The sequence below is a fragment of the Neisseria sp. P0008.S010 genome (genome assembly GCF_051962715.1).
GTDB classification, from domain to species: domain Bacteria; phylum Pseudomonadota; class Gammaproteobacteria; order Burkholderiales; family Neisseriaceae; genus Neisseria; species Neisseria elongata.
On sequence record NZ_JBQCVA010000001.1, the window covers coordinates 1 to 21,610 of the forward strand.

Here is a 21,610-nt window from a genome sequence, read left to right on the forward strand (position 1 = left end):
ATATGACCTGGATTTTAACCGTGTGTCGCTTTTTCTTGCCGCTGTAATACTGCCGCTGTTTTTTTGGGACGTTCAATTGGGCTTTCGGTAACATCAATGATGACCGTTTGATCGCCCGGATTCTTGTGCTTTGGCAGGGAAAAGCGTTTGCAACGGATGAGGGCGTCCTCGGTTTTACGGATGGTGCGGCAGACATTACTTTCGGAAAGGCCGTAGATAGCGGCCAATTCGAGTTGGGTATGGTAATGGCGCAGATAACTTAGGGTAAGCAGCAGTTGGTCTGCCAAACCGAGCGTATGCGGCCTGCCCGACTTGACCTTCCGGCTTTCTGCTTCTGTGGTGACTTGCAGCATTTCATGAAAAAGGACGGGCGTTACACCTGTGAGCCGTTTGAATTCCCTGTTGCTTCTTTGGATTAGGTTTTCGTATTTCATTTGGAAATTGTAAATCTTCAGGATACTTTCGCAAGAGGTCTAATGATAAATTCGTCTTCTTGGCCAACAGCAACAGTGGTAAGGATGTCATTACTGATTTCCAAGCGGGTTCGGATAAGGTTGTCTTTGCAGATGTGGTCAGTGCAGACAAACTCTCCAACGCAATTTGGGATGATGCTTCTCATACACTGAGCTTCAGCGGTGTAGGTAAAGATGGCCATACTTACAGCAACAGCGTTACATTCAACGGTTTGTCCAGTGGTGAAACATTGGATAGCGTATTGCAAAAACATGTTGAATTCCTCGGTTAATAGCTGAAAGTCAAACCCCTCAATCCTAATGATTGAGGGGTTTTATTTCTTCAGCGGCAGAGGTATGGATTCGGGTACGGCCGTTTATGCAAAAAACCGAAAAACATCTGGCTTGATAGGCCGTCTGAATTTAGTATCGCACCCGTTTTGTATTTTATGGATTGTTCATTTTTGTATGAAAGACTATTCCACGCCATTTTTAACCCGCTTTTCCCGACTGTTTAAAATGCTTCTTTGGCTGTTTTCAACAGTACGGCGGATCAGGCGGTTGGACAAAGCTTCTGTCGAACAACGGAATGCCGAATTTTCGGCTATTTGTGCCGAAGCACTTTCCATATTGAATGTTCGTTTGATTGCAAGTAACAGGCCGTCTGAAAGTTTGAAGGGCGTATTGGTGGTGGCCAACCACATATCGTTGCTGGATATTTTTGCAATTACCGCACTCTGCCCGAGTAGTTTTATCGCCATGAAGGAATTGAGCCGTTGGCCGGTAATCGGGCGGGTGGCGCGCAATGCGGATACGGTATTTATCGACCGGAGCAACCGAAAAGACATCAATATCATCAATGAAGCGATTTGCCGTTCGCTGGCAGAGGGAAAGAACGTCTGTTTTTTCCCTGAAGCGCGTACTTCCAGCGGTAACGGCATCCTGCCGTTCAAAGCCGCGTTGTTTCAATCCGCAATTGATGCCGGTTCCAAAATCCAGCCTTTGGCCTTGCGATATTTCGACAGCCAAAAACGGCGGACCACGCAGCCTTCATTCAGTGAAGTCAATTTATTCGTTTCATTGTGGCGCATTGTTTCCATGCAAGAAATAGAAGTGCATGTGGACTTTTTGCCGCTTGAAAAACCGCAGGGTGACAGGTATGAGGTAAAGGATAAAATTGAGGCCGCGATTGGCAGGGAAGTCGGTAAAATTTATGAAGTTTTGGCAGAATAAATTCTAATAAATAGCATAAAGCAATTAAAAAAATTTGAACAATAAATTATACAAATCACACAAGGTGTTTTAGAATGCACCTATTGAAATTCCACGGGTCAGACGCATTTCCCGTATTCCATTTACCCTTGAACCATTTAAGTTAGGAGATTGATATGAGCATCAACATTAAAACTTCAGAACAGCTGGTCGGCACCAAAGTACCCTCAGTCGTATTCCACACCCGCCAAGGCGACGCTTGGGTAGACGTTTCTACCGACGACCTGTTTAAAGGCAAAACCGTGGTCGTATTCTCCCTGCCCGGTGCATTTACCCCGACTTGCTCTTCTACCCACCTGCCGCGCTACAACGAATTGGCCAAAGAATTCTTCAAACGCGGCGTGGACAGCATTTTGTGCGTATCCGTAAACGACACTTTTGTGATGAACGCATGGTTGGCCGATCAGGAAGCCGAAAACATCACCGTCGTGCCGGACGGCAATGGCGAATTCACACGCGGCATGGGCATGCTGGTTTCTAAAGACCAACTGGGCTTCGGCGACCGCTCTTGGCGTTACTCCATGCTGGTTAAAGACGGCGTGATTGAAAAAGCTTTCGTAGAGCCGGTAAAAGACGGCGATCCGTTTGAAGTATCCGATGCGGACACCATGCTGAAATCCATCGACCCTTCTTGGAAAGAACAGCCTTCGGTTGCCGTATTCACCAAACCGGGCTGCCCGTTCTGCGCCAAGGCCAAAAAAGCCCTGCAAGACAAAGGCTTGGCTTACGAGGAAATCGTTTTGGGCAAAGATGCGACCACTACTGCCGTGCGCGCGATTACAGGCAAAGCGACTGCACCGCAAGTATTCATCGGCGGCCAATACATCGGCGGCAGCGAAGACTTGGAAGCTTACTTGGCTAAAAACTAAGTTTTCCGCTGTAAACGGGCGGTTTAACCGCCGCCCGACGGATAACCCAAGGGTTATTCGGGTAACTCGACCCGCCGTGCCGTGTTACCCGAATAACCCTTTTCATTATCATGCCGTCCTCACGGCATCTTGATCGGGCTGCGCAAGGCGCAAATACACCCAAGCACGCACACATCACAAAAGGCCGTCTGAAAAAACATGCGGCCTCGACAATATTGCCAAACGCAGCCCCAAACATCAAGCCGCCATATCGACGGCAACTTCGCCAACCAATATGGAAGGAAACGCAATGAAACAACTGCAAGCAGACGTCGTCGTCATCGGCGGCGGCACAGCCGGCATGGGCGCATTCCGAAATGCCCGCCAATACACCGACAATGTCTACCTAATCGAAAACCATGCTTTCGGCACGACCTGTGCCCGCGTCGGCTGTATGCCGTCCAAGCTGCTGATTGCCGCCGCCGAAGCACGCCATCACGCCCTGCATACCGACCCCTTCGGCATTCATTTGGATAAAGACAGCATCACAGTGAACGGCGAAGAAGTGATGAACCGCGTCAAATCCGAGCGCGACCGCTTCGTCGGGTTCGTGGTGGAAGACGTGGAAGCGTGGCCGTCTGAAAAACGCATCATGGGTTCGGCCAAATTCATCGACGAGCACACCGTACAAATCGACGACCATACCCAAATCCGTGCCGACCGCATCGTCATCGCCACCGGTTCGCGCCCGATTGTTTTGCCGCAATGGCAGGCTTTGGGCGACCGCCTGATTGTCAACGACGATGTGTTCTCATGGGATACCCTGCCCGAAAGCGTCGCCGTCTTCGGCCCGGGCGTCATTGGTTTGGAACTCGGACAGGCACTTTCCCGATTGGGCGTGAAAGTCGAAATCTTCGGGCGCGGCGGTTCGCTCGGCGGCATTACCGACCCCGTGGTGCAGGAAGAAGCCAAAACCGTGTTCGGCGAAGAACTGACCCTGTACCTGAACGCCGACACCGAAGTCGGCCTGAACGGCGAAGGCAATGTGGAAGTCAAATGGCACGAAGACGGACAAAGCGGCACATTCACCGCGCAATACCTGCTGGCCGCCGTCGGCCGCCGTCCGAATACCGACAACATCGGTTTGGAAAACCTGAATATCGAATTGGACGAACGCGGCGTGCCGAAAGCCCACCCGCTGACCATGCAGACCAGCATCCCGCACATCTTCATCGCCGGCGACGCATCCAACCAACTGCCGCTGCTGCACGAAGCCAGCGACCAAGGCAAAATTGCGGGCGACAATGCCGGACGCTATCCGAATATCGCAAACGGCCTGCGCCGCAGCACCATCGGCGTGGTGTTTACAAATCCGCAGATTGCCAGCATCGGCCTGCGTTACGCCCAAGTGCGCCAACGTTACAAAAATCCCGAATGCGTCGCCATCGGTGAAGTTTCCTTCCGCAATCAGGGGCGCAGCCGCGTGATGCTGGTAAACAAAGGCCATATGCGCGTGTATGCCGAACAGGGCAGCGGCCGCTTCATCGGCGCGGAAATCTTCGGCCCTGCCGCCGAACATTTGGCGCACCTGCTGGCTTGGGCGCATCAGGCGGGTATGACCGTTCCGCAGATGCTGGATATGCCGTTCTATCATCCCGTTATCGAAGAAGGCCTGAGAACCGCCCTGCGCGACGTGATGACCAAGCTGAAAATCGGCGGCGAAATGCATAGCGAATGTAAGGAATGTGTCGGCGACTAAGTCGTGTTTTGATACATTGAGGCCGTCTGAAAGCCCGAAAACCGGTTTTCAGACGGCCTTTGTTTGTGTATTTGTCGCAATCGTTGATGGATTGGCTTAAACAGCCGAAGATTGTAAATCGGAAGAGGGCAGCGTGCTAAGCGGTATGGCGTCGATTCGTTGCCTGGCGTAACAAATACAATGTGTTTCAGACGGCCTGATGATGTTTTTGAACGGAAGGGCTGTTAATGAATAACAGACACATGATTACTGCCGGTTCATCTATAGTGGATTAACAAAAATCAGGACAAGGCGAGGCAACGCCGTACTGGTTTAAATTTAATCCACTATATCATGCAGCGGCAAAAATCCCGCCATACCGCTTGGGTTGCAGAAAGTAAATCGAAGGCCGTCTGAAAAACCTGATTACGGGTTTTCAGACGGCCTGATGGTTTCCGTCGGCACTTAGAAGCTTCAGCGTTGCAGCAGTTCGTCGGTAGCGGCTTGGGCGCGGTCGAGGATGTCTGCAGTGAGGTAGGCTTTGATTTGGGCGTAGGCCAAAGCCAGTACGGCGATGTCGTCGGTAAAGCCCAAGGGGACCAGAATATCGGGAATGCTGTCTATCGGGCTGAGGAAGTAAATCAGCGCGCCGGCAATAATCCATTTCGCCTTGGACGGCGTGGCGGGGGAGCGGTAGAGGTAGTAGAGCGCGTATAGCTGCTTGACCACCGGTGCGCCGAGGCGGGCGGCGTAGCGGGCGATTTTGCGCAGCAGGCCGGGTTCGTCCAGTTTGCGGCGGCGGAAGGAGGGGATGTAGTCTTCTGGTGCGGATTGGTTCATTTCAGACGGCCTTTCTTCTTAAAAAAACAAACGGGCGTTTCCGTGGTGTCGAATACCGGAAAACACCCGCTATATGGTTTTCAGACGGCCTTATCTCAATACCCCTTTATGCAAAATCAGGTTAGGGCGCGCGGCGGATGAAGCGTTTGTCGAGCCTGATCAAATAAGCCAGCAGGAACGGGTTGCCGACAGCAACGGCCAGGTAGAGCAGGGTGATGCTGTCTGACAGGAACAGCAAAACCGCGCTGATGATGGCGGCGGCCACCATAAACAGGCCGTTGATGATGTTATTGGCGGCGATGGCATTGGCGCGGAATTCGTCGCTGCTGGCGGTTTGCAGCCAAGTGTAGAGCGGCACGGAAAAAAAGCCGCCGAAGAAGCCGATGGCAATCATGCAGGCCATTACGGGATAGGCATAACCGTTGGACAGAAAGCCGAATATGTCTTGGAATTGTCCGGCTTGGTAGTGGTTGCCGTGGGTGAGCCATACCAGCAGGATGCCGGAGGCGGTCAGGCCGAGGGTGCCGACGCTGACCAGCCTGAGGTGCAGGCGGTGGCGGCTGAGTTTGCTGCACAATATCGAGCCTGCGGCAATGCCGATGGAAAACAGGGTAAGCATCAGGTTGTAGACATTGTCGTTGCCGCCGAGGTGTTTTTGCGTAAAAGTGGGCAGTTGGATGGTATAAACCGCGCCAATCAGCCAAAACCATGAAATCCCGATGATGGCGGTGTAGAGTTCGCGTTGGGCGAAAGTGTCTTTCAAAAGCTGCTTGGTGCTGCGGAAGATGTTGAGGTCTATCGGCTGGTGCGGGTTTTTCGCGCCGACATAGGGCATGAAGAAGGAAGTCAGCATGCCGCCGACGGCGATCAGGATGACGAGGGTCATGACAACCCAATGCGGCGCGCCGGCAACGACGGTGCCGATGATTTGGCCGAACAGGATGGCGATGAAGGTGCCCGACTCAATCAGGCTGTTGCCCATCATCAGTTCGCCTTCTTCGAGGTAGTCGGGCAGGATGGCGTATTTCAGCGGGCCGAACAGCGTGGACTGCGCGCCCATGCAGAACAGCATGGCCAAAAGCAATACGGACGACTGGATATAAAAACCGTAGGCCGCCACGCCCATGATGACGATTTCCAATATTTTGATGATGCGGGCGAAACGTGCTTTGTCGTAACGGGTACTGAGTTGGCCGGAGATGGAGGAAAAGAGGAAATAGGGCAGGATAAACAGCAGCGCGCCGAGATTCAGCATTTGCGCGGGCGGCAGGATGCTGTTTTTTCCCAGGCCGTGATAGCTGATCATGACGAACAGGGCGGTTTTGAACAGGTTGTCGTTCAGCGCGCCTTGGAACTGTGTGCCGAACAGCGGGGCGAAGCGGCGGCTTTTGGCAAAAGAAAAATCGTTTGGTTTCATGGCTGTTCCTTGGTTTTAGTCGTCTGATTCGGCCGTATCCGCCTGTGTTTGTCCTGCCGGTTCGTGGTAGTTGTCGTCGTCCATCAGGATACGGTGGGCGGGGCCTTCGAGGTCGTCGAACTGGCCGGTTTTGCCCGACCACCAGAAGAAATAGATGATGACGGCGCCGAGAATCAGGCTGATGGGCACCAGGATGTACATGCTTTCCATAATCAAATCAATCCGGTCAAATCGTTGAGCAGGAAGGTTTTTCCAGACAGGGTAAGGTATTCGTTGCGGATTCGGCCTTCGATGCCGCCATCGCCGCCATAAAGTGCGACGTGGTCTTTTTCCGTTTGCCAGAGGCAGGCCGACCCGCTGTCGGTAAAGGGTTCGAGCAGGCGGGCGATGTCGGCGGGCGGCGGTGTTTCGCTTTGCAGTTTGACGAGGAACTGCCCCGATTGCGGCGGCTGTTCGCTTTCGTCGTCGGCGGTCATAATCAGGAAGCCGATGTGGCTGCCGTTGTCGGTGTGGAGGCTGAAATAATGCATGGCGGATAAACGTGGTGAGAAAGGAAAAAGGCCGTCTGAAAAAGTAGGAATGTGTTTTCAGACGGCCTAAATCGCGGGTTACAGCAGTTCGAAGTCGATGCCGGCATTTTGTCCGCGCCGGCTCTTCAATTGGATGGCCAAACGCAAATCGTTGGCGGAATCGGCATTTTTAATCGCTTCGGCATAGGAAATTTGGCCGCTTTCGAACAGTTCGTATAAGGCTTGGTCGAAGGTCTGCATACCGATGTCGGTGGATTTTTTCATGATGTCTTTGATGCCGTGCACCTCGCCGCGCAGGATGAGGTCGGAAATCAGCGGCGACTGTAACAGCACTTCCACTGCGGCCACGCGGCCTTTGCCGTTTTCTTTCGGAACCAGCCGTTGCGAAACAAAGGCCTGCAGGTTGAGCGAGAGGTCGGTCAGAAGCTGGGTGCGGCGTTCTTCGGGGAAGAAGTTGATGATGCGGTCGAGTGCCTGGTTGGAACTGTTGGCGTGCAGCGTGGCCATGCAGAGGTGGCCGGTCTCGGCGAAGGCCAGGGCGTATTCCATGGTTTCCTGATCGCGAATCTCGCCGATGAGGATGACGTCGGGTGCTTGGCGCAGGGTGTTTTTCAGGGCGGCGAACCAGTTGTCGGTGTCCACGCCGACTTCGCGCTGGGTAACGATGCAGTTTTTGTGCGGATGGACGAATTCGATCGGGTCTTCAATGGTGATGATGTGGCCGTAGCTGTTTTCGTTGCGGTAGTCGATCATGGCAGCCAGCGAAGTGGATTTGCCCGAGCCTGTGCCGCCGACGAAAATCACCAGCCCGCGTTTTTGCATGGAGACTTTTTTCAGCACTTCGGGCAGTTTCAGGTCGTCCATTTTCGGAATCACGCTGTTGATGATGCGGATGACGAGTGCCACCGCGCCGCGCTGAATCATGGCGTTGACACGGAAACGCGCCACGCCGTCGAGGCTGATGGCGAAGTTGCATTCTTTGGTGTTTTCGAATTCTTCGCGCTGTTTTTCGGTCATGATGGCCTGAGAAATCGCGCCGCAGGTACCTGCCGTCAGCGGGCGGTCGCTGATGGGGGTCAGCTTGCCGTCGAGTTTGATGGCAGGCGGAAATTCGGCCGTGATGAAGAGGTCTGACGCTTTTTGTTCGTACATATAGCGCAGCCAGTTGAAGATGGTTTCTTTGATGCTCAGCGGCTCGGTTGGTTTTTGAGTTTGCATGATGTATTCCCTGTAATAATTGGTTTTCCGTCCGATAATCCGCCTGTTTTTCAGACGGCCTGAAAGATGGCGATTATACTGTGATTTGTGCGGTCGGTAGGCGGTTTTTACCGTGTTTCATACGGTAGACCGTCTGAAAGTACGCTCTTCGATGCAGTTGGAAAACTTTTGGTCAGTGCTGTTTTCCGCTGTTTGTCCGAGCCGGGTTTTCAGACGGCCTAGCGGGATTGGCTTTATTCGTTGTCAGGTTCGGCAAACCAATCTTGTGTGGCGGTGTCGGCATCGAATACCTGCCCCATCAGCGGGGTCAGCGGGTTCACGCCCAGGCTGCGCGCCAGCGGGAGGCTTTGCAATAGGGGTTCGTTCCAAGCGTGCAAGGCCATCGAGTACGCGCCCCAGTGGATGGGCATGAAACGTTTGGGCGAGAGCTGTGCGGCATAGCGGGCGGTTTGTTCGGGGAAGAGGTGGTTGTTGGGCCAATGTTCACTGTATTGGCCGTTTTCAATAAACGCGATGTCGAAGCCGTTGAATTTTTCGGCAATTTTGTCGAAATGGCTGCCGTGGGCGGAGTCGCCGTGGAAATAGAATTTTTCGTTGCCGTGTTCGATGGCGAAGCTCGACCACAGGGCTTGGTTGCGGTCGGTCAGGGTGCGGGAGGAGTCGTGGCGGGAGGGCAGCGCGGTGTAGCGGATGCCGTTGCGTTCGGTATGCTGCCACCAGTCGAGTTCGGTGATGCGTTCGCGCGGCACGCCCCATTTTTCCAGCAGTACGCCCATGCCGAGCGAGACGACGAAGTGGCTGCCCTTTGAATTGAGTGCCTGCACGCTGTCTTTTTCGAGGTGGTCGTAGTGGCTGTGGGAAATCAGGACGACATCGACGGGCGGCAGTTCGCCGATTTCGGCGGGGGCGGGCTGAAAGCGTTTCATCATGACGGGGACGGGGGAGACAGAATCGCCGAATACGGGGTCGGTGATGACGGTTTGCCCGCCGATGCGCATCAGCAGGGTGGAGTGGCCGAACCAGACAAAGCGGCTTTTGCCTTCGGGGGCGGCGAGGAAGGCCGGCCAGTCGGGTTTGACGGTGGGCAGAAGTTTGGGCGGGCGGGTCGCCTGCGGGTCGGTCAGGATTTTCCAAAACGCGCCGGCCAGACCGGTCGGCTTTTGCTGCGGTTCGGGATTGAAGAAGGTTTGCGTTTCCGGGTCGTAGTGGTCGCTTGCGGGGTAAACGGGATGGCGGTCGGGATACAGGCCGTAGGCCGATAAGGCGCAGGCGGCGGTGAGGGTGGCGAGTTTTTTCTTGTGCTTCATGGTGGTGCGTTTCGGCGGTTGCGCCGTTTTCAGACAGCCCGAATTGTAGCAGCAGGGCAGGGCCGGTTTTATTTTTTACTGAACGGGGTAATAAATTAACTTAATTTTTGCCTGAGGAGTGCGGCATCGATAGGCCGTCTGAAAGGTTGTTTGCAGTTTTCAGACGGCCTTTTCAGACGGCCTTTAGGGTGTGCGGCGGTTTATTGTCCGAAGGCAAAGGCGGCAATTTTGAAATAGAGGTAGTTGGCCAGCAGGGCGGCAAACCAGAGTGCGCCCAATCGGTTGTTGGCCAGGAATTCGCGGAAACAGGCGTTGCGGTCGCGCTGCCGGATGGCGCGGTATTGTTTGATTTGCCAGTAGAGGGCCAGGGGGACGGCGGGCCAATACGGCCAGGCGGCGGAAATCGTCAGGCCCAGCCAGATCATGAGGGCGGTGAAGCCGAGGTGGCAGGCGAGTACGGCTTCGGCATCGCGGCGGCCGAAGGTGATGGCCGAGGTTTTGATGCCGATTTTGAGGTCGTCTTCTTTGTCGGCCATGGCGTAGGCGGTGTCGTAGGCCAGCGTCCACAGGACGTTGGCGGCAAAGAGCAGCCAGGCGGTGTGTGGGACGTGGCCGGTAACGGCGGCAAAAGCCATCGGGATGCCGAAGGAGAAGGCCAGGCCGAGGTAGAGTTGGGGCAGGGGGAAGAAGCGTTTGGTGAACGGGTAGCTCATGGCCAAAAACAGTGCGGGCAGGCTCATCAGCCAGGTCAGGCGGTTCAGCGGCAGCAGGCAGAGCGCGGCGGCGAGGCAGAGCGCGGCGGTCAGCAGCAGGGCTTCTTTTTTGCTGACTGCGCCGCGTGCGAACGGCCGGTTTTTGGTGCGCTCGACCGCGCCGTCGAAGTTGCGGTCGGCAAAGTCGTTGATGACGCAGCCCGCGCTGCGCATCAGGAAGGTGCCGATGACGAAGGCTGAGAGGATGGTCAAGTCCGGCATGCCTTGTGCCGCAATCCACAATGCCCACAGGGTCGGCCACAGCAGCAGCATGGTGCCGATGGGTTTGTCTGTGCGCATCAGTTGTCCGTAGATTTTCAGGCGTTCGGCTGTTGTGTTGTTCATGGTGTGTTTCCGTTGGTTTGAAACCGCCCGTGTCGGGCAAAATGCTTTGGAGGCCGTCTGAAAGCGGGGCGGTTTTTCAGACGGCCTTTTGCCTGCGGGGGCGGCGGTGTGTTCGATATGATAATAATTTGCCGTTTGTCGGCGTGATATGCCGTTAATCTTTACCCGATTTAATGCCGCCATTGCTTTACTTGGCGGTTCGGCTGCCTATAATAACGCCTTCGCTGTGTTTGGTTTTGGACTATGAAACGCTCCGTCCTCTGTCCGATGCTGCTGGCCGCTGTCGGGCTGATTTATATCGTGCTGTTTACCTGTGCCGTCAATTATATTGCCGAGCAGGTGTTCCGGTTTACTGTGTTTGCCAAGCCGCAGGTAGTCGTGATGACGGTTGCTTTGGCGGCATCGGTGTTGTTTGCTTCGCCGCTGCTGCCTTTCTGCCGCAAGTTGTTCGAACGTTGCGGCGCGAAATGCCGTCATTATTTCGACCGTACCCGCTAATCCCATCCGTTCCGCCGTGTCTTTTCAGACGGCCTGTTTCCCTTCGGGCGGGTTGTCCGTCTTCATGCTCTGTTCGAAATCGTGCAGCAGCTCCAGTTCAAACCGGCTGAAGCCGGCTTTCTCCCGCGCATCCAGATTCACATATCCCCGAAATACGAACATGTCGTAACGCGACAACAGGTTGCGGAATAAGGCCATCGGTTCCAAGCCGCGTTGGCGGCACAAATGCTGATACCAGTAATTGCCGATTTTCACATGGCCGACTTCGTCGCGGTAAATGATGTCCAAAACACCGCATGTTTCCGTATCGCTGCGTTGCGCCACTTTGGCGCGTATGCCGGGCGTAACGTCCAGGCCGCGCGCTTCCAGCACCCTGGGTACCAACGCCATCCGCAGCAGGGGGTCGAAAGCCGTTTTGTAGGCCATGTCCCATAAGTGGTTGTGCGCGTCGAAATCGCCGTAGGCATAGCCGGAGGCTTTCAGACGGCCGGACATCAGGCGGAAATGGTATTCCTCTTCGCAAGCCACCTTTATCCAGTCGTACGCAAATTCGTCGGGCATCAGGCGGAAGCGGTAGGCCGCATCGAGCGCGAGATTGATGGCGTTGAATTCGATGTGGCAGATGGCGTGCAGCATCGCGGCATAACCTTCCGGCGTATTCATTTTGCGCGGCGTAACGGCTGAAGGCGGAACCAGATTGGGTTTGTCCGGCCGGCCGGCTTCGCGGAAATCCAACGGCGGCGCGGCATTCTTCTCCAAAGGCGGGCGTTGTGCCGAACGCTCGGCCAGTTCGCGCACCAGCCGGCATTTTTGTTCCGGGTCGCGGGACAAGAGTGCCTGTTCGAGCAGTGAATAAAGGGAGTGCATAAAGTTTCCCGACGGCGAAAAACCGCTATTATAAGGTCAAACCCCTGCAAGGCCGTATCCGGCCCGGACGGGGAATTAAATAAATGTCAAAGCTTGAGGCCGTCTGAAAATAAAACGGCAGTCAATACATATCCTTAAGGGCTTTACAAAAATTAAACCCGTCCCGAAGCACTTGCCCGTTTGAAGATAGGCTTTATACTGCCGCTTTGTTACAATCCAGCCGTAAGGAAATGTTTAATGAAACAGACGACTTATTCGAAATTCTTCGCTGCCGCTATGTTGGGCCTGGCAATCGGCGCGGCGCAGGCGGGCGGAATCGACGCCTTGAAAAAATTCAATGCCGATGCCGACGGGTTGAGCGGCTCGTTCAGCCAAACCGTGAAAAACAAAAAGAAAACGCAAACTTCCGGCGGTACGTTCCAAATCATGCGTCCCGGCCTCTTCCGCTGGGAATACAGCAAGCCCTACAAACAAACGATAGTCGGCGACGGCCAGCATATTTGGCTGTACGACGTCGATTTGAAACAGGTAACCAAATCCGACCAGTCGCAGGCCATCGGCGACAGCCCCGCATCCATCCTGTCGGACAAAAACGCTTTGGATTCCAGTTACAGCCTGAAGGAAGACGGCTCCGGCGACGGCATTGATTATGTGCTCGCCACGCCGAAGAAAAACAATGCCGGATACCAGTTCATCCGCATCGGCTTCAAGGGCGACACGCTGGCGGCAATGGAGCTGAAAGACGGTTTCGGCAATCAGACCAGCATCAAATTCAGCAATGTAAACACCCATCCCAACTTATCGCGCGGCAATTTCAAATTCGTGCCGCCCAAAGGTGTGGACGTGTTGAGTCAATAAACAAAACGGAGCTGCCGGCTTTACGGCGGCTCCGAATGTTTTTCAGGCCGTCTGAAAACGGACGGCCGCGCAGGGGGGAAGGAATGAAGACAAAAAATAGGGCGATACGGATGAAAATATTCGCACTGGCTCTTTCGATGGCTGCCGTCCAAGCGCATGCCGTCTCGGCGCAAAAGCTGGTGTGGGAGGCACGCCAGCAAATCGGCCGCACCACCGCCTACGATCCCGCCTACAGCAATATCGGCTATCGGATGGGGGATGTGCCCGTGCACAAAGGCGTGTGTACCGATGTCGTCGTCCGTTCGCTGCGGCGGCAGAAAATCGATTTGCAGCAGTTGATACATGAAGACATGAGCAAGAATTTTGCCGCCTACCCGAAAAAATGGGGCCTGACCCATCCCGACCGCAACATCGACCACCGCCGCGTACCCAACATCGCCACCTATTTCCAACGCAAAGGCTATCAAACCCATGACGAAAAATTTCTGGCCGGCGACATCGTTACCTGGGATTTGGGGCGCGGCCTTACCCACATAGGCATCGTTTCCGACCGCAAAAGCGCGGGAGGAGAACCCCTTATTCTGCACAACATCGGACGTGGGACCCGTGAAGAAAACATCCTCCGACGCTACAAAATCACCGGCCATTACCGTCTGCCGCGATAAACCCTTGTTACGACAACGGAAGGCCGTCTGAAAAAGGAGTAGTAAATGATGAAAACCAAATATCTGGCCGCCGTATCCGCCCTGCTGTTGGCGGGCTGCGTGTACAGCGAAACGCCGTACGGCCGTTATGCCGCCATCGACCTGCCCGTGGAAAGCCGCACCACCATCAACAAAACCGTGACCATCAATGCCCCGCCGGGCACCACCGTCGTTTACGGCGATGCCACCCCGGCCTCCGCCTATCAGGGCAGTTACGACTGTTATTACGACAGGGGCAACCGCCGCCGCTGCTATCCGCGCCACAATCCGCCGCCGAGACAGGTGTACCGCGTGGAAGGCCAAAGCGGCAGCATAGGGCAAACCTATGAAGGCGGCGGCTACTATATCGGCGGACAGATCAGCCGCTAGCCGGGTTTGCCGTATGCGGACGATTTGACAATGCCTTAATTCCTTAACATTTCATTTGCTTAAATCCGGGCCGTCTGAAAAAGCGGCTGCGGCGATTGACAGCGGCGGGCAAATTCCGTATAGTCCGCGGTTCTGAACACGGAGTAATGGCTGAGAGGCTGAAGGCACCTCCCTGCTAAGGAGGCATGTGGGGTCAACCTGCATCGAGGGTTCGAATCCCTCTTACTCCGCCAGTCTTTGCAAAACCCCTGAGTTATTCAGGGGTTTTGCTTTACCTGCCGCCGTATTTCGATTTATGCCCGCCATTCGTCTTTTTTTTTCATTCTTCCTTATCGTCCTGCTTGCCGCCTGCGGTCCATCCGCCGAACGGCAGGCCGTGGTTTTGCAGGGCAAGACCATGGGCACGACCTATACCGTCAAATATCTTTCAGACGGCCTCAAAGATTTGCCGCCCCCCGAACAGGTGCAAGCCGATTTGGACAAATTGCTGGTTGAAGTAAACCGCCAAATGTCCACTTACGATCCGTCGTCCGAAATCAGCCGCTTCAATCAGTTGCAGGCGGTCGGCGAGCCGATGGAAATTTCCGACGATTTTGCCTTCGTTACCGCCGAAGCCTTCCGTTTGAACGGCCTCACCCAAGGCGCGTTGGACGTTACCGTCGGGCCGTTGGTCAATCTGTGGGGCTTCGGGCCTGACAAAACCGTTACCCGCGAACCGACGGCCGAACAAATCCGGCAGGCTTCCGCCGTGGTCGGTACGGATAAAATCATCCTGGCCGGCGGGAGTGGAAAACAGACGCTGGCCAAAAAAGTTGCCGGCACCTATCTCGACCTTTCCTCGATTGCGAAAGGATTCGGCGTGGACAAACTGGCCATCCATCTGGAAGGCCTGGGTGTTGAAAACTATTTGGTGGAAATCGGCGGCGAATTGCGCGGGCGCGGCAAGAACGAACGCGGCGAAACTTGGCGCATCGGTATCGAGCAGCCGCAAATCCTGCAAGGCGGCAATACGCAAATCGTCGTTCCGTTGGCCAATCATTCGCTGGCCACTTCGGGCGACTACCGCAATTTCCATGTCGACGCGCACGGCAGGCGGTTGTCGCACATCATCGACCCGAAAAAGCACGCCCCTATCAGCCACAACCTTGCCTCCGTCAGCGTGATTGCCGACAGCGCGACCACCGCCGACGGCCTTTCCACCGCTTTGTTCGTGTTGGGCGAGCAGCGCGCCCTGCAGCTTGCCGAACAGCAGGGTTTGGCGGTATTCTTGATTATCCGCGACGGCAGCGGCTACCGCACGGAAATGTCTTCCGCATTCAAACAACTGCTACGCGACAAGGATAAATCATGAGCACCATTCTCCTGACTTTCGGTCTGTTTTTATTGATTATATTGGGCATGTCGGTCGGTTATATTTTTTCCAAACGCTCGATTAAAGGCAGTTGCGGCGGCATTACCGCGCTGGGCATGAAAAAAATGTGCGATTGCGAAACGCCGTGCGATACGTTGCAGCAAAAACTGGATCGCGAGGCATCGGAAAAAATTACCGTCGACCAATAAATCAGCCGCCGGATTGCTTTCCGGCGGTTTCATATCGTTTTACCCAACGCCCGAACCGGTTTTTCATCATGGCCGTCCAAAACATCGAACACATATCCGCCGCCGACAAGCTGCAACCGCTTTACGTCATCCACGGCGAAGAAGACCTGTTGCGCGTGGAAGCGTTGGACAAACTGCGTGCCGCCGCCAAGCAGCAGGGCTATTTGAACCGCGAGGTGTACACTGCGGACAACGCCTTCGACTGGAACGAAATGCTCGCATCTGCCAACAGCATGGGTTTGTTTGCAGACTTGAAGCTGGTGGAGATTCATATTCCGAATGGCAAGCCGGGGAAAACTGGCGCCGAGGCATTGCTGAGCCTGGCGGAAAACCTGCCCGACGATACTGTAACCGTCGTCATGCTGCCCAAACTGGAAAAGGCGCAGACACAGGCCAAATGGTTTGCGGCGATGGCACGGCAGGGCGTGGTGTTGGAAGCCAAAGCCGTTTCAGGCAACGCACTGCCTGCTTGGATTAAAGGCCGTCTGAAAAACGAGGGATTAGATATCGAGGCCGATGCCTTGACCTTGTTTGCCGAGCGGGTGGAAGGCAACCTGCTGGCGGCCAAACAGGAAATCGACAAATTGGCTTTGCTGCACCCGAGCGGCAGCATCATCAGCGTGGCGGATGCCGAGCTGGCTGTGGCGAATGTGGCGCGGTTTGACGTATTCCAACTGGCGTCGGCCTGGATGAAAGGCGATGCCGTACGGACTTTGCATCTGCTGGAAGGTTTAGAGGCCGAAGGGGAAGAACCCGTGCTGCTGCTGTGGGCAGTGGCCGAAGACCTCCGCACCCTGATCAGGCTGGCCGCCGCACTCAAGCAGGGGCAGAGCGTACAGTCTGTGCGCAACAGCCTGCGCCTGTGGGGCGATAAACAGACACTCGCCCCGTTGGCCGTCAAGCGGTTGTCCGTCAGCCGCCTGATTGGCGCATTGCAGGAGTGCGCCCGTATCGACCGGATGATAAAGGGCGCGGAGGACGGCGATGCTTGGGTGGCCTTCCGCCAAATGGTTTACGGCTTGGCGGTCTAGCGTTTCCGTCGCCGTCAATGAAGCGAACCGTACGGCAATATTGAAATGTATGGATCCGCCGTTGAGGCCGTCTGAAAAGATGCCGAAAATGTTAATTCGGTTTACAATCCGCACTTCGAACCAAACACAAATTTAAGAGACAGACATGAACCCGAAAATGTTTATCCAACCCGCCATCCGGATCTCGGTTATCGCCGCCGTCATCATCGGCATCCTGATACTGTTCGGTGTCAGATGGTGGGTGGCATTGCTCAGCGTACTGGGCATCATTGCCGTTATCGCACTCTTGGCCGTGTGGGTCATCAAACGCCAACGCCGCCAGTTTACCGAACGCCTCAAAGCATTCAACATCGACCCCGAGAGCGGGCGCATCAATCCGGCCGACCTGCGCCGCATGTACAACAGCGGCGGCCAGGCGCAAAAAGACGCAGTGATGATTTACTGCATGGCGAACAACAACTGCCCCGAAGCCGATGCGCACAAAGCCTTTAAAGAAATGTCGATGTTCAACCCGAACGCCCGTCAGGCGCAGATGAAAGCCATGCAGGAAATGCAGGCTCAGCAGCGCAAAGGCAAAGGAAAAGGCAAGGGCGGATTCCGCTGAAATGCCGAATAACGATACACGCCGTCTGAAAAGCGTTTTGCCGGGTCAAAACCATTTTCAGACGGCCTCTTTTTACGGAAAAGCAAACCATGTATGACGTAAACACCCATGATGTGCGCCGCTTCTTCGCCGACGTTTGGCGGCAGCGGTTTACCCCGCTGCAACTGGACGCATTGCAGCAAAAAGCATTGCGGATTCTCGAAGCCCATCAGGAATATGCCGATTATCTGGAAAATATCGAGGACTATTTGGACACGGAATGGAAACCGGAAGGCGGCAGGGAAAACCCCTTCCTCCACCTTTCGTTGCACCTCTCGATACAGGAACAGGCCGCCATCGACCAGCCGCCCGGTATCCGCGCCATCCACCAAACCCTGTGCGCCCGCCATAACGGCGACTGGGTGCGGGCGGAGCACCACATGATGGAAGCTTTGGCCGAAACCATTTGGGAAGCGCAACGTTACGGCCGAGGATTGGACGTAAACGCCTACATGACCCGCCTGAGAAAAGCCATCGGGCTAGGTCAGGAAGAGCGGGCACGGCTCAACCCGCATGAAGTCGGACTTGGGCAGGCGGCCATCGGAGAATAATGGCAGCGGTTGATATACTATAACAAAATTTTCATAAAAAACATATGCTTAGGTATTTACTTTTCCGTTTTGGGAGACTATTATCGCGTTTCCCTACAACCGGGTAAGACCATGCCCGACCTTAATCAAATCGAAGGAAGCATCATGACACACTGCACCATTCATCGCGACCACGCCCATGTTCACGGCAGCGGCTGCGGTCATACCGCCATCAAACATGACGGCCATATCGACTACCTGCACGACGGCCACTTGCACCACGAGCACAACGGCCATTACGACGAGCACACCCTGCCGGTAAATGAAACCAACCCCGATGCCTGCATCCCGCTCGATATCTGTGCGGGCCATGTCCACGGAGAAGGTTGCGGACATGAAGTTGTCCCTCACGGCGACCATATCGATTACTTGGTCAACGGCCGTCTGCATCACCAGCACGGCGATCATTGCGATGACCACGGCCCGGTGGAAATCGTTGCATAATTCAGACCGATAAAATATCGGGCAAACAGGGGAGTCGGCATAATGGCCGGCACCCCTGTTGTCATATATGTTGTACTTGAAGGTAAAAACAGCCTGAGACCTTTACGATAACATAAGTTATTAAAATTTTATGCTCAACACCATTTTCAAAATGAGGAACCTCCCTGATTTCTTCCACTTTTTTCTCAGTATCAGAAAGGTTTTAGTCGATTGAAAATTTTTTAGCACATTTTTATGCGTCAAATTTCGTTAACAGACTATTTTTGCAAAGGTCTCAGCATGTCTATTTTTTGCGGCCAAATTGGATAAGCAGGGACTTAGACGTTAAAAAAATAAGATATTCAATTATTTAGCGCTATCCAATATCCTGTGTTAATTAAATATTTTTATCAAACATCATGCTTTAATGCTTTATTTAAATTTGAAATTTACAAATCTTTAATGCAAAATGATAATGTAAGCTTTTTAAATGTGAGGTTTTAAACTATGGTCAAACAGACTGTTTTGGTATGTGCTGTTTTATTGTCACTGACAGGTTGCGTTACTTACGGCAGCCAGCGTTTTATCCCTTCTCCGGAGCAAGAGGCCGCAATGCAGGCTGATTCGCGCCGTGTTCAGAACGATGAGCGTGCAGAGCGTGCGGAGCGCCGCAGGGAGCGCCGTGAAGAAATGATGGACGAGGCCGATGCCATCAACCGTGCTTATGGCAACAGAAAAGTCTATATCCTTCATTAATCTTTAGATTTATTCGATTTGTTTTGTATTTCAGGTATTTATTATGAAAAATAAACTAGTGCTTGTCCTTCTGACTTCAATTATTTTAACCGGCTGCGCCGCTCAGGGAAGCTCTGTCGGCGATTTGGCCATAGGGGATGACTCTGCTGCCATCAAAGCCGGCCGTAACCGCGCTTCTGCCCAACTTTCACGTGCGGAACTGGAACAGCACAGACGTCAGCGTCAAAACGTTTCCGAAGAATTGGCATTGGAACGCGAAAAACGCGCCAACAAACGTGATCAAATCAACGGTGCAATGGGTACTGCCGCAGGTGCGGTTGGCTTGATCGGCGGTATTGCCGGTACGGCTGCCGCCATCAGAGCATGGTTCTAAACCATTTGAACAAACGAAGCAAAACGGCTGTCGGTTATCGACAGCCGTTTTTTATTTTTCAACAATGCTTCTTAATAGTCGCAAAGCATACCCTTTCAAATTAAGGCCGTCTGAAAACGGCCTTCGGCAAAGCGGGGGCGCAGCCTGAATGGTTAAAACAGGCGGTATTCTTGGCGGTTGATTGAAAAGCCGTGGCCGTCGTTGTTTTTGCAGCTTAAGCCCGATGTTTCGCTGCGGCAGCTCCAACCGTTGCCGCTGACGGTTTCGCCGTATTTCAGTACGCGTGTTTTTTCGTAGCCTTCGTTGTAGGGAACAAATTCGAAACCCGCGCAGCTCATAGCGGCTTTACCTTTGGCGTTAAGCGTGAAGTCCAAGCCTTCGCCTTGTTTTTTACAGTGTTTCGGCATGGCTTTGTTCAGGCCGATGAAGCAATACAAGTCGTTGGTATAGCGTTTGTCGGCCTTGGCGTGTTTATGGCTGTTGCCGCCGCATAGGATATTGCCGCTGGGGGTGGCGAAAACGTGTTGGTAGTCATCGTTTAAATAGATGCCGGATGAGCCGGCAAAGACGGGTGCGGCGGCAGAGAGTAACAGAAGGGTCAGATATTTTATGGTGGTTTCCTTGATGAATGTTTCCTGTCGGAAAGATTGGGAAGTGGTTTTCAGACGGCCTCAATCGGGCTGACGGTTGGGGCTAATCGAATTCGAAGTTTTCCTGTTCGGGCGTTGTGCCGAAATCCCGTCCTTTTTCCCATTTGGCCTGTTCGATTTTTTTGCGCCGTACGGCCAGCAGGCGCATGACTTGGTGTTTTTGGTCATCGTTCATTTGCTGCCAGTAGAGACGTTCTTCGCGGCTGCGCAGGCAGCCGATGCAGTAGCCTTTGTTGTTGGCGCGGCAGACGCCGATGCAGGGGCTGGGGATGGCGAAGAAGTCGGGCTGTTCCATGTTTTCAGACGGCCTTTCCCTGCATGTTGTGGTGTTCGACGGTGAAACCCGCGTCGCGGTAGGCGCGGAAGCGTTCCCTTGCTCCGGCCAGTTCGTCCGCGCTGTTGCCGACGATTTCGAGCACGCGTTGCGGCAGCGGTTGCGCCGTGTGCCAAAAGTCGTCGGTCAGGTTGAGGACGACGGTGCCCTCGGGCAGTGACGGCAGGCGGTTGCCGCAGGCCAAAACGGCGGCGGCATCTTGCGGATAGGGGTGTCTTTCAAACCATATTTCGTGCGGCAGGAAGCTTTCGGGCGGGTCTTGCCACAACTCTTTGTCCAAGCGGCGCATTTCTGCTTCGCTGCCGCACCAAATCAGCAGGCGTTCGTTTTGGCCGCAGGCCCGGCGGGTGAGTTTGCAGGCGAAGGCGGCGGGGTCGGTTATGTGGACGTAGAAGGTGGCTCTGGGCATGGTGCGGCTCGCAATGGAAACGGCGGTATGGATGATGCGTTGCTTATATAGTACGGATATTTAATGTTTTTTTCGCTGTGTAAAAGTTTGGGCGGTAGTTTCGGGCAAGGGCGCGGTTCGGGCAACGTTTGCAGGGTTGGCGGTTGTACTGCACATATTTCAGACGGCCTTTCAGCCATCAACCGGCCTATTTTCCCGCAACCTTATTCAACGAGATGCTCAAAATCTGCGTACCGTCAGATTCAAACTGTTCCGTCAGTATCCATTCGTAATCTTGGCAGCGGTAAAACTGCTGCCCATTGTCAAATGCCTGCCATCCTTTTTCAGGCAGCCTGAACCGCTTTTTCGCCTGTTCAGCCCGCGCGGTAAAGAGCTTCCGCTTGTTATAGTGGATGAACAGGTTGATGTCGCTGATTTTTCTGTCCTGATAAATCAGGAAGGCAGAATTTATATCTTTGCCCAACGGGTGTTCGTTCGCGAAAAGATGAATCCCACCTTCTTCCGTTTCGCGTTTTTCAAGCGCGGCCGTCGTGTCGTGCGCTTGGGGAAACCGTTTTTTGAACTGCGCCAAAGGTTCGTCCAATTTCAAGCCTCTCAAATCGGCGCGCGCCACTTCCGCTTCGCACGACTGCGCTGCCGCAGTGCCGGATAAGGCCAGCAAAATCAAGCACAATATTCGTTTCATGGTTATTTTTTGTCCGGTAAGGTTTATGTGGATTATACAGATTGTCAGCTCGTTTTTTTACATTCAACCGCATACGGCAGCCGGTGTTTTTCAGACGGCCTT

At 54.1% G+C, this 21,610-nt stretch carries 28 protein-coding genes, 1 tRNA gene and 1 pseudogene; 17 read left to right on the forward strand and 13 right to left on the reverse strand.

Annotation, left to right across the window (positions count from 1 at the left end; translation table 11 throughout):
- Window positions 1–434, reverse strand: a pseudogene (locus ACTHSL_RS00005) (transposase family protein); the annotation flags it as partial.
- A gap of 59 nt (window positions 435–493) precedes the next feature.
- On the opposite strand from ACTHSL_RS00005, the gene ACTHSL_RS00010 reads away from it, so the two are divergent.
- The 4 genes from ACTHSL_RS00010 to ACTHSL_RS00025 all read left to right on the forward strand — a co-directional run bounded on the left by ACTHSL_RS00010 (window position 494) and on the right by ACTHSL_RS00025 (window position 4,331).
- On the forward strand, window positions 494–745 hold the full coding sequence (locus tag ACTHSL_RS00010; protein ID WP_440379867.1) for a hypothetical protein: 252 nt from the start codon (window positions 494–496) through the stop codon (window positions 743–745).
- 268 nt (window positions 746–1,013) lie between these two features.
- A complete protein-coding gene (locus ACTHSL_RS00015) occupies window positions 1,014–1,685 on the forward strand; it encodes a 1-acylglycerol-3-phosphate O-acyltransferase (protein WP_440379868.1) in 672 nt (223 codons plus the stop codon).
- 155 nt (window positions 1,686–1,840) lie between these two features.
- Window positions 1,841–2,593 carry a glutathione peroxidase gene (locus ACTHSL_RS00020; RefSeq protein ID WP_214038370.1) on the forward strand — a complete coding sequence of 251 codons (753 nt, stop codon included), beginning with the start codon at window positions 1,841–1,843 and terminating at the stop codon, window positions 2,591–2,593.
- A gap of 289 nt (window positions 2,594–2,882) precedes the next feature.
- The gene (locus ACTHSL_RS00025) at window positions 2,883–4,331 is read left to right on the forward strand and encodes a dihydrolipoyl dehydrogenase (protein ID WP_440379869.1); all 1,449 of its coding nucleotides are present in this window, start codon (window positions 2,883–2,885) and stop codon (window positions 4,329–4,331) included.
- 453 nt (window positions 4,332–4,784) lie between these two features.
- Here ACTHSL_RS00025 and ACTHSL_RS00030 read toward each other — a convergent pair whose 3' ends face one another.
- The 7 genes from ACTHSL_RS00030 to ubiA all read right to left on the reverse strand — a co-directional run bounded on the left by ACTHSL_RS00030 (window position 4,785) and on the right by ubiA (window position 10,719).
- The gene (locus ACTHSL_RS00030) at window positions 4,785–5,150 is read right to left on the reverse strand and encodes a YkvA family protein (RefSeq protein ID WP_440379870.1); all 366 of its coding nucleotides are present in this window, start codon (window positions 5,148–5,150) and stop codon (window positions 4,785–4,787) included.
- Window positions 5,151–5,271: 121 nt separating this feature from the next.
- Window positions 5,272–6,567, reverse strand: coding sequence for an MFS transporter (locus ACTHSL_RS00035; RefSeq protein WP_440379871.1), 1,296 nt, complete (start codon window positions 6,565–6,567; stop codon window positions 5,272–5,274).
- 15 nt (window positions 6,568–6,582) lie between these two features.
- On the reverse strand, window positions 6,583–6,777 hold the full coding sequence (gene ccoS / locus ACTHSL_RS00040; RefSeq protein ID WP_003773124.1) for a cbb3-type cytochrome oxidase assembly protein CcoS: 195 nt from the start codon (window positions 6,775–6,777) through the stop codon (window positions 6,583–6,585).
- A gap of 2 nt (window positions 6,778–6,779) precedes the next feature.
- Window positions 6,780–7,097: an HLGFF motif protein gene (locus tag ACTHSL_RS00045; RefSeq protein ID WP_440379872.1), complete on the reverse strand. Its 318-nt coding sequence runs from the start codon at window positions 7,095–7,097 to the stop codon at window positions 6,780–6,782.
- Window positions 7,098–7,175: 78 nt separating this feature from the next.
- Complete coding sequence (locus tag ACTHSL_RS00050) at window positions 7,176–8,315, reverse strand: PilT/PilU family type 4a pilus ATPase (RefSeq protein ID WP_049248904.1); 1,140 nt, start codon at window positions 8,313–8,315, stop codon at window positions 7,176–7,178.
- 233 nt (window positions 8,316–8,548) lie between these two features.
- Complete coding sequence (locus ACTHSL_RS00055) at window positions 8,549–9,622, reverse strand: MBL fold metallo-hydrolase (RefSeq protein ID WP_440379873.1); 1,074 nt, start codon at window positions 9,620–9,622, stop codon at window positions 8,549–8,551.
- 200 nt (window positions 9,623–9,822) lie between these two features.
- Window positions 9,823–10,719 (reverse strand): 4-hydroxybenzoate octaprenyltransferase, encoded by an 897-nt coding sequence (gene ubiA / locus ACTHSL_RS00060; RefSeq protein ID WP_440379874.1) that lies wholly within the window; start codon window positions 10,717–10,719, stop codon window positions 9,823–9,825.
- Between the two features lie 243 nt (window positions 10,720–10,962).
- On the opposite strand from ubiA, the gene ACTHSL_RS00065 reads away from it, so the two are divergent.
- Window positions 10,963–11,217 carry a hypothetical protein gene (locus ACTHSL_RS00065; protein WP_440379875.1) on the forward strand — a complete coding sequence of 85 codons (255 nt, stop codon included), beginning with the start codon at window positions 10,963–10,965 and terminating at the stop codon, window positions 11,215–11,217.
- A gap of 24 nt (window positions 11,218–11,241) precedes the next feature.
- On the opposite strand, the gene ACTHSL_RS00070 is transcribed toward ACTHSL_RS00065, so the two are convergent.
- The gene (locus ACTHSL_RS00070) at window positions 11,242–12,084 is read right to left on the reverse strand and encodes a ferritin-like domain-containing protein (protein ID WP_440379876.1); all 843 of its coding nucleotides are present in this window, start codon (window positions 12,082–12,084) and stop codon (window positions 11,242–11,244) included.
- Between the two features lie 237 nt (window positions 12,085–12,321).
- Between ACTHSL_RS00070 and lolA the strand changes: the two genes are divergently transcribed.
- The 12 genes from lolA to ACTHSL_RS00130 all read left to right on the forward strand — a co-directional run bounded on the left by lolA (window position 12,322) and on the right by ACTHSL_RS00130 (window position 19,430).
- Window positions 12,322–12,942: an outer membrane lipoprotein chaperone LolA gene (gene lolA, locus ACTHSL_RS00075; protein ID WP_049252203.1), complete on the forward strand. Its 621-nt coding sequence runs from the start codon at window positions 12,322–12,324 to the stop codon at window positions 12,940–12,942.
- Window positions 12,943–13,052: 110 nt separating this feature from the next.
- Entirely contained in the window at window positions 13,053–13,607 is a 555-nt protein-coding gene (locus tag ACTHSL_RS00080; RefSeq protein ID WP_440379877.1) for a DUF1287 domain-containing protein, read from the forward strand.
- Between the two features lie 45 nt (window positions 13,608–13,652).
- On the forward strand, window positions 13,653–14,015 hold the full coding sequence (locus ACTHSL_RS00085; RefSeq protein WP_440379878.1) for a hypothetical protein: 363 nt from the start codon (window positions 13,653–13,655) through the stop codon (window positions 14,013–14,015).
- Window positions 14,016–14,155: 140 nt separating this feature from the next.
- A tRNA-Ser gene (locus ACTHSL_RS00090) sits at window positions 14,156–14,248 on the forward strand.
- 62 nt (window positions 14,249–14,310) lie between these two features.
- On the forward strand, window positions 14,311–15,366 hold the full coding sequence (locus ACTHSL_RS00095; RefSeq protein ID WP_440379879.1) for an FAD:protein FMN transferase: 1,056 nt from the start codon (window positions 14,311–14,313) through the stop codon (window positions 15,364–15,366).
- On the forward strand, window positions 15,363–15,575 hold the full coding sequence (gene nqrM / locus ACTHSL_RS00100; RefSeq protein ID WP_003771937.1) for a (Na+)-NQR maturation NqrM: 213 nt from the start codon (window positions 15,363–15,365) through the stop codon (window positions 15,573–15,575). Before ACTHSL_RS00095 ends, nqrM begins: the two co-directional genes overlap by 4 nt.
- Window positions 15,576–15,643: 68 nt before the next feature.
- Window positions 15,644–16,645: a DNA polymerase III subunit delta gene (gene holA / locus ACTHSL_RS00105; protein WP_440379880.1), complete on the forward strand. Its 1,002-nt coding sequence runs from the start codon at window positions 15,644–15,646 to the stop codon at window positions 16,643–16,645.
- Between the two features lie 145 nt (window positions 16,646–16,790).
- Window positions 16,791–17,249 carry an NfeD family protein gene (locus ACTHSL_RS00110; protein ID WP_003771941.1) on the forward strand — a complete coding sequence of 153 codons (459 nt, stop codon included), beginning with the start codon at window positions 16,791–16,793 and terminating at the stop codon, window positions 17,247–17,249.
- An 89-nt stretch (window positions 17,250–17,338) separates the two neighbouring features.
- Window positions 17,339–17,839: a DUF1841 family protein gene (locus tag ACTHSL_RS00115; protein WP_107918776.1), complete on the forward strand. Its 501-nt coding sequence runs from the start codon at window positions 17,339–17,341 to the stop codon at window positions 17,837–17,839.
- 144 nt (window positions 17,840–17,983) lie between these two features.
- Window positions 17,984–18,322 carry a hypothetical protein gene (locus tag ACTHSL_RS00120; RefSeq protein WP_440379981.1) on the forward strand — a complete coding sequence of 113 codons (339 nt, stop codon included), beginning with the start codon at window positions 17,984–17,986 and terminating at the stop codon, window positions 18,320–18,322.
- Window positions 18,323–18,808: 486 nt separating this feature from the next.
- Window positions 18,809–19,057, forward strand: coding sequence for a hypothetical protein (locus tag ACTHSL_RS00125; protein WP_440379881.1), 249 nt, complete (start codon window positions 18,809–18,811; stop codon window positions 19,055–19,057).
- Window positions 19,058–19,100: 43 nt separating this feature from the next.
- Entirely contained in the window at window positions 19,101–19,430 is a 330-nt protein-coding gene (locus tag ACTHSL_RS00130) for an NGK_0946 family protein (RefSeq protein ID WP_440379882.1), read from the forward strand.
- 152 nt (window positions 19,431–19,582) lie between these two features.
- On the opposite strand, the gene ACTHSL_RS00135 is transcribed toward ACTHSL_RS00130, so the two are convergent.
- The 4 genes from ACTHSL_RS00135 to ACTHSL_RS00150 form a co-directional block, all read right to left on the reverse strand.
- Window positions 19,583–20,095, reverse strand: a complete 513-nt coding sequence (locus tag ACTHSL_RS00135) for a DUF6636 domain-containing protein (RefSeq protein WP_440379982.1) — start codon at window positions 20,093–20,095, stop codon at window positions 19,583–19,585.
- A 28-nt stretch (window positions 20,096–20,123) separates the two neighbouring features.
- Entirely contained in the window at window positions 20,124–20,375 is a 252-nt protein-coding gene (locus tag ACTHSL_RS00140; protein ID WP_003771954.1) for a DUF1289 domain-containing protein, read from the reverse strand.
- Window positions 20,376–20,379: 4 nt separating this feature from the next.
- Window positions 20,380–20,823 carry a DNA polymerase III subunit chi gene (locus ACTHSL_RS00145; RefSeq protein ID WP_440379883.1) on the reverse strand — a complete coding sequence of 148 codons (444 nt, stop codon included), beginning with the start codon at window positions 20,821–20,823 and terminating at the stop codon, window positions 20,380–20,382.
- Between the two features lie 187 nt (window positions 20,824–21,010).
- Window positions 21,011–21,508 (reverse strand): hypothetical protein, encoded by a 498-nt coding sequence (locus ACTHSL_RS00150; protein WP_440379884.1) that lies wholly within the window; start codon window positions 21,506–21,508, stop codon window positions 21,011–21,013.
- Between the last annotated feature and the right edge of the window lie 102 nt (window positions 21,509–21,610).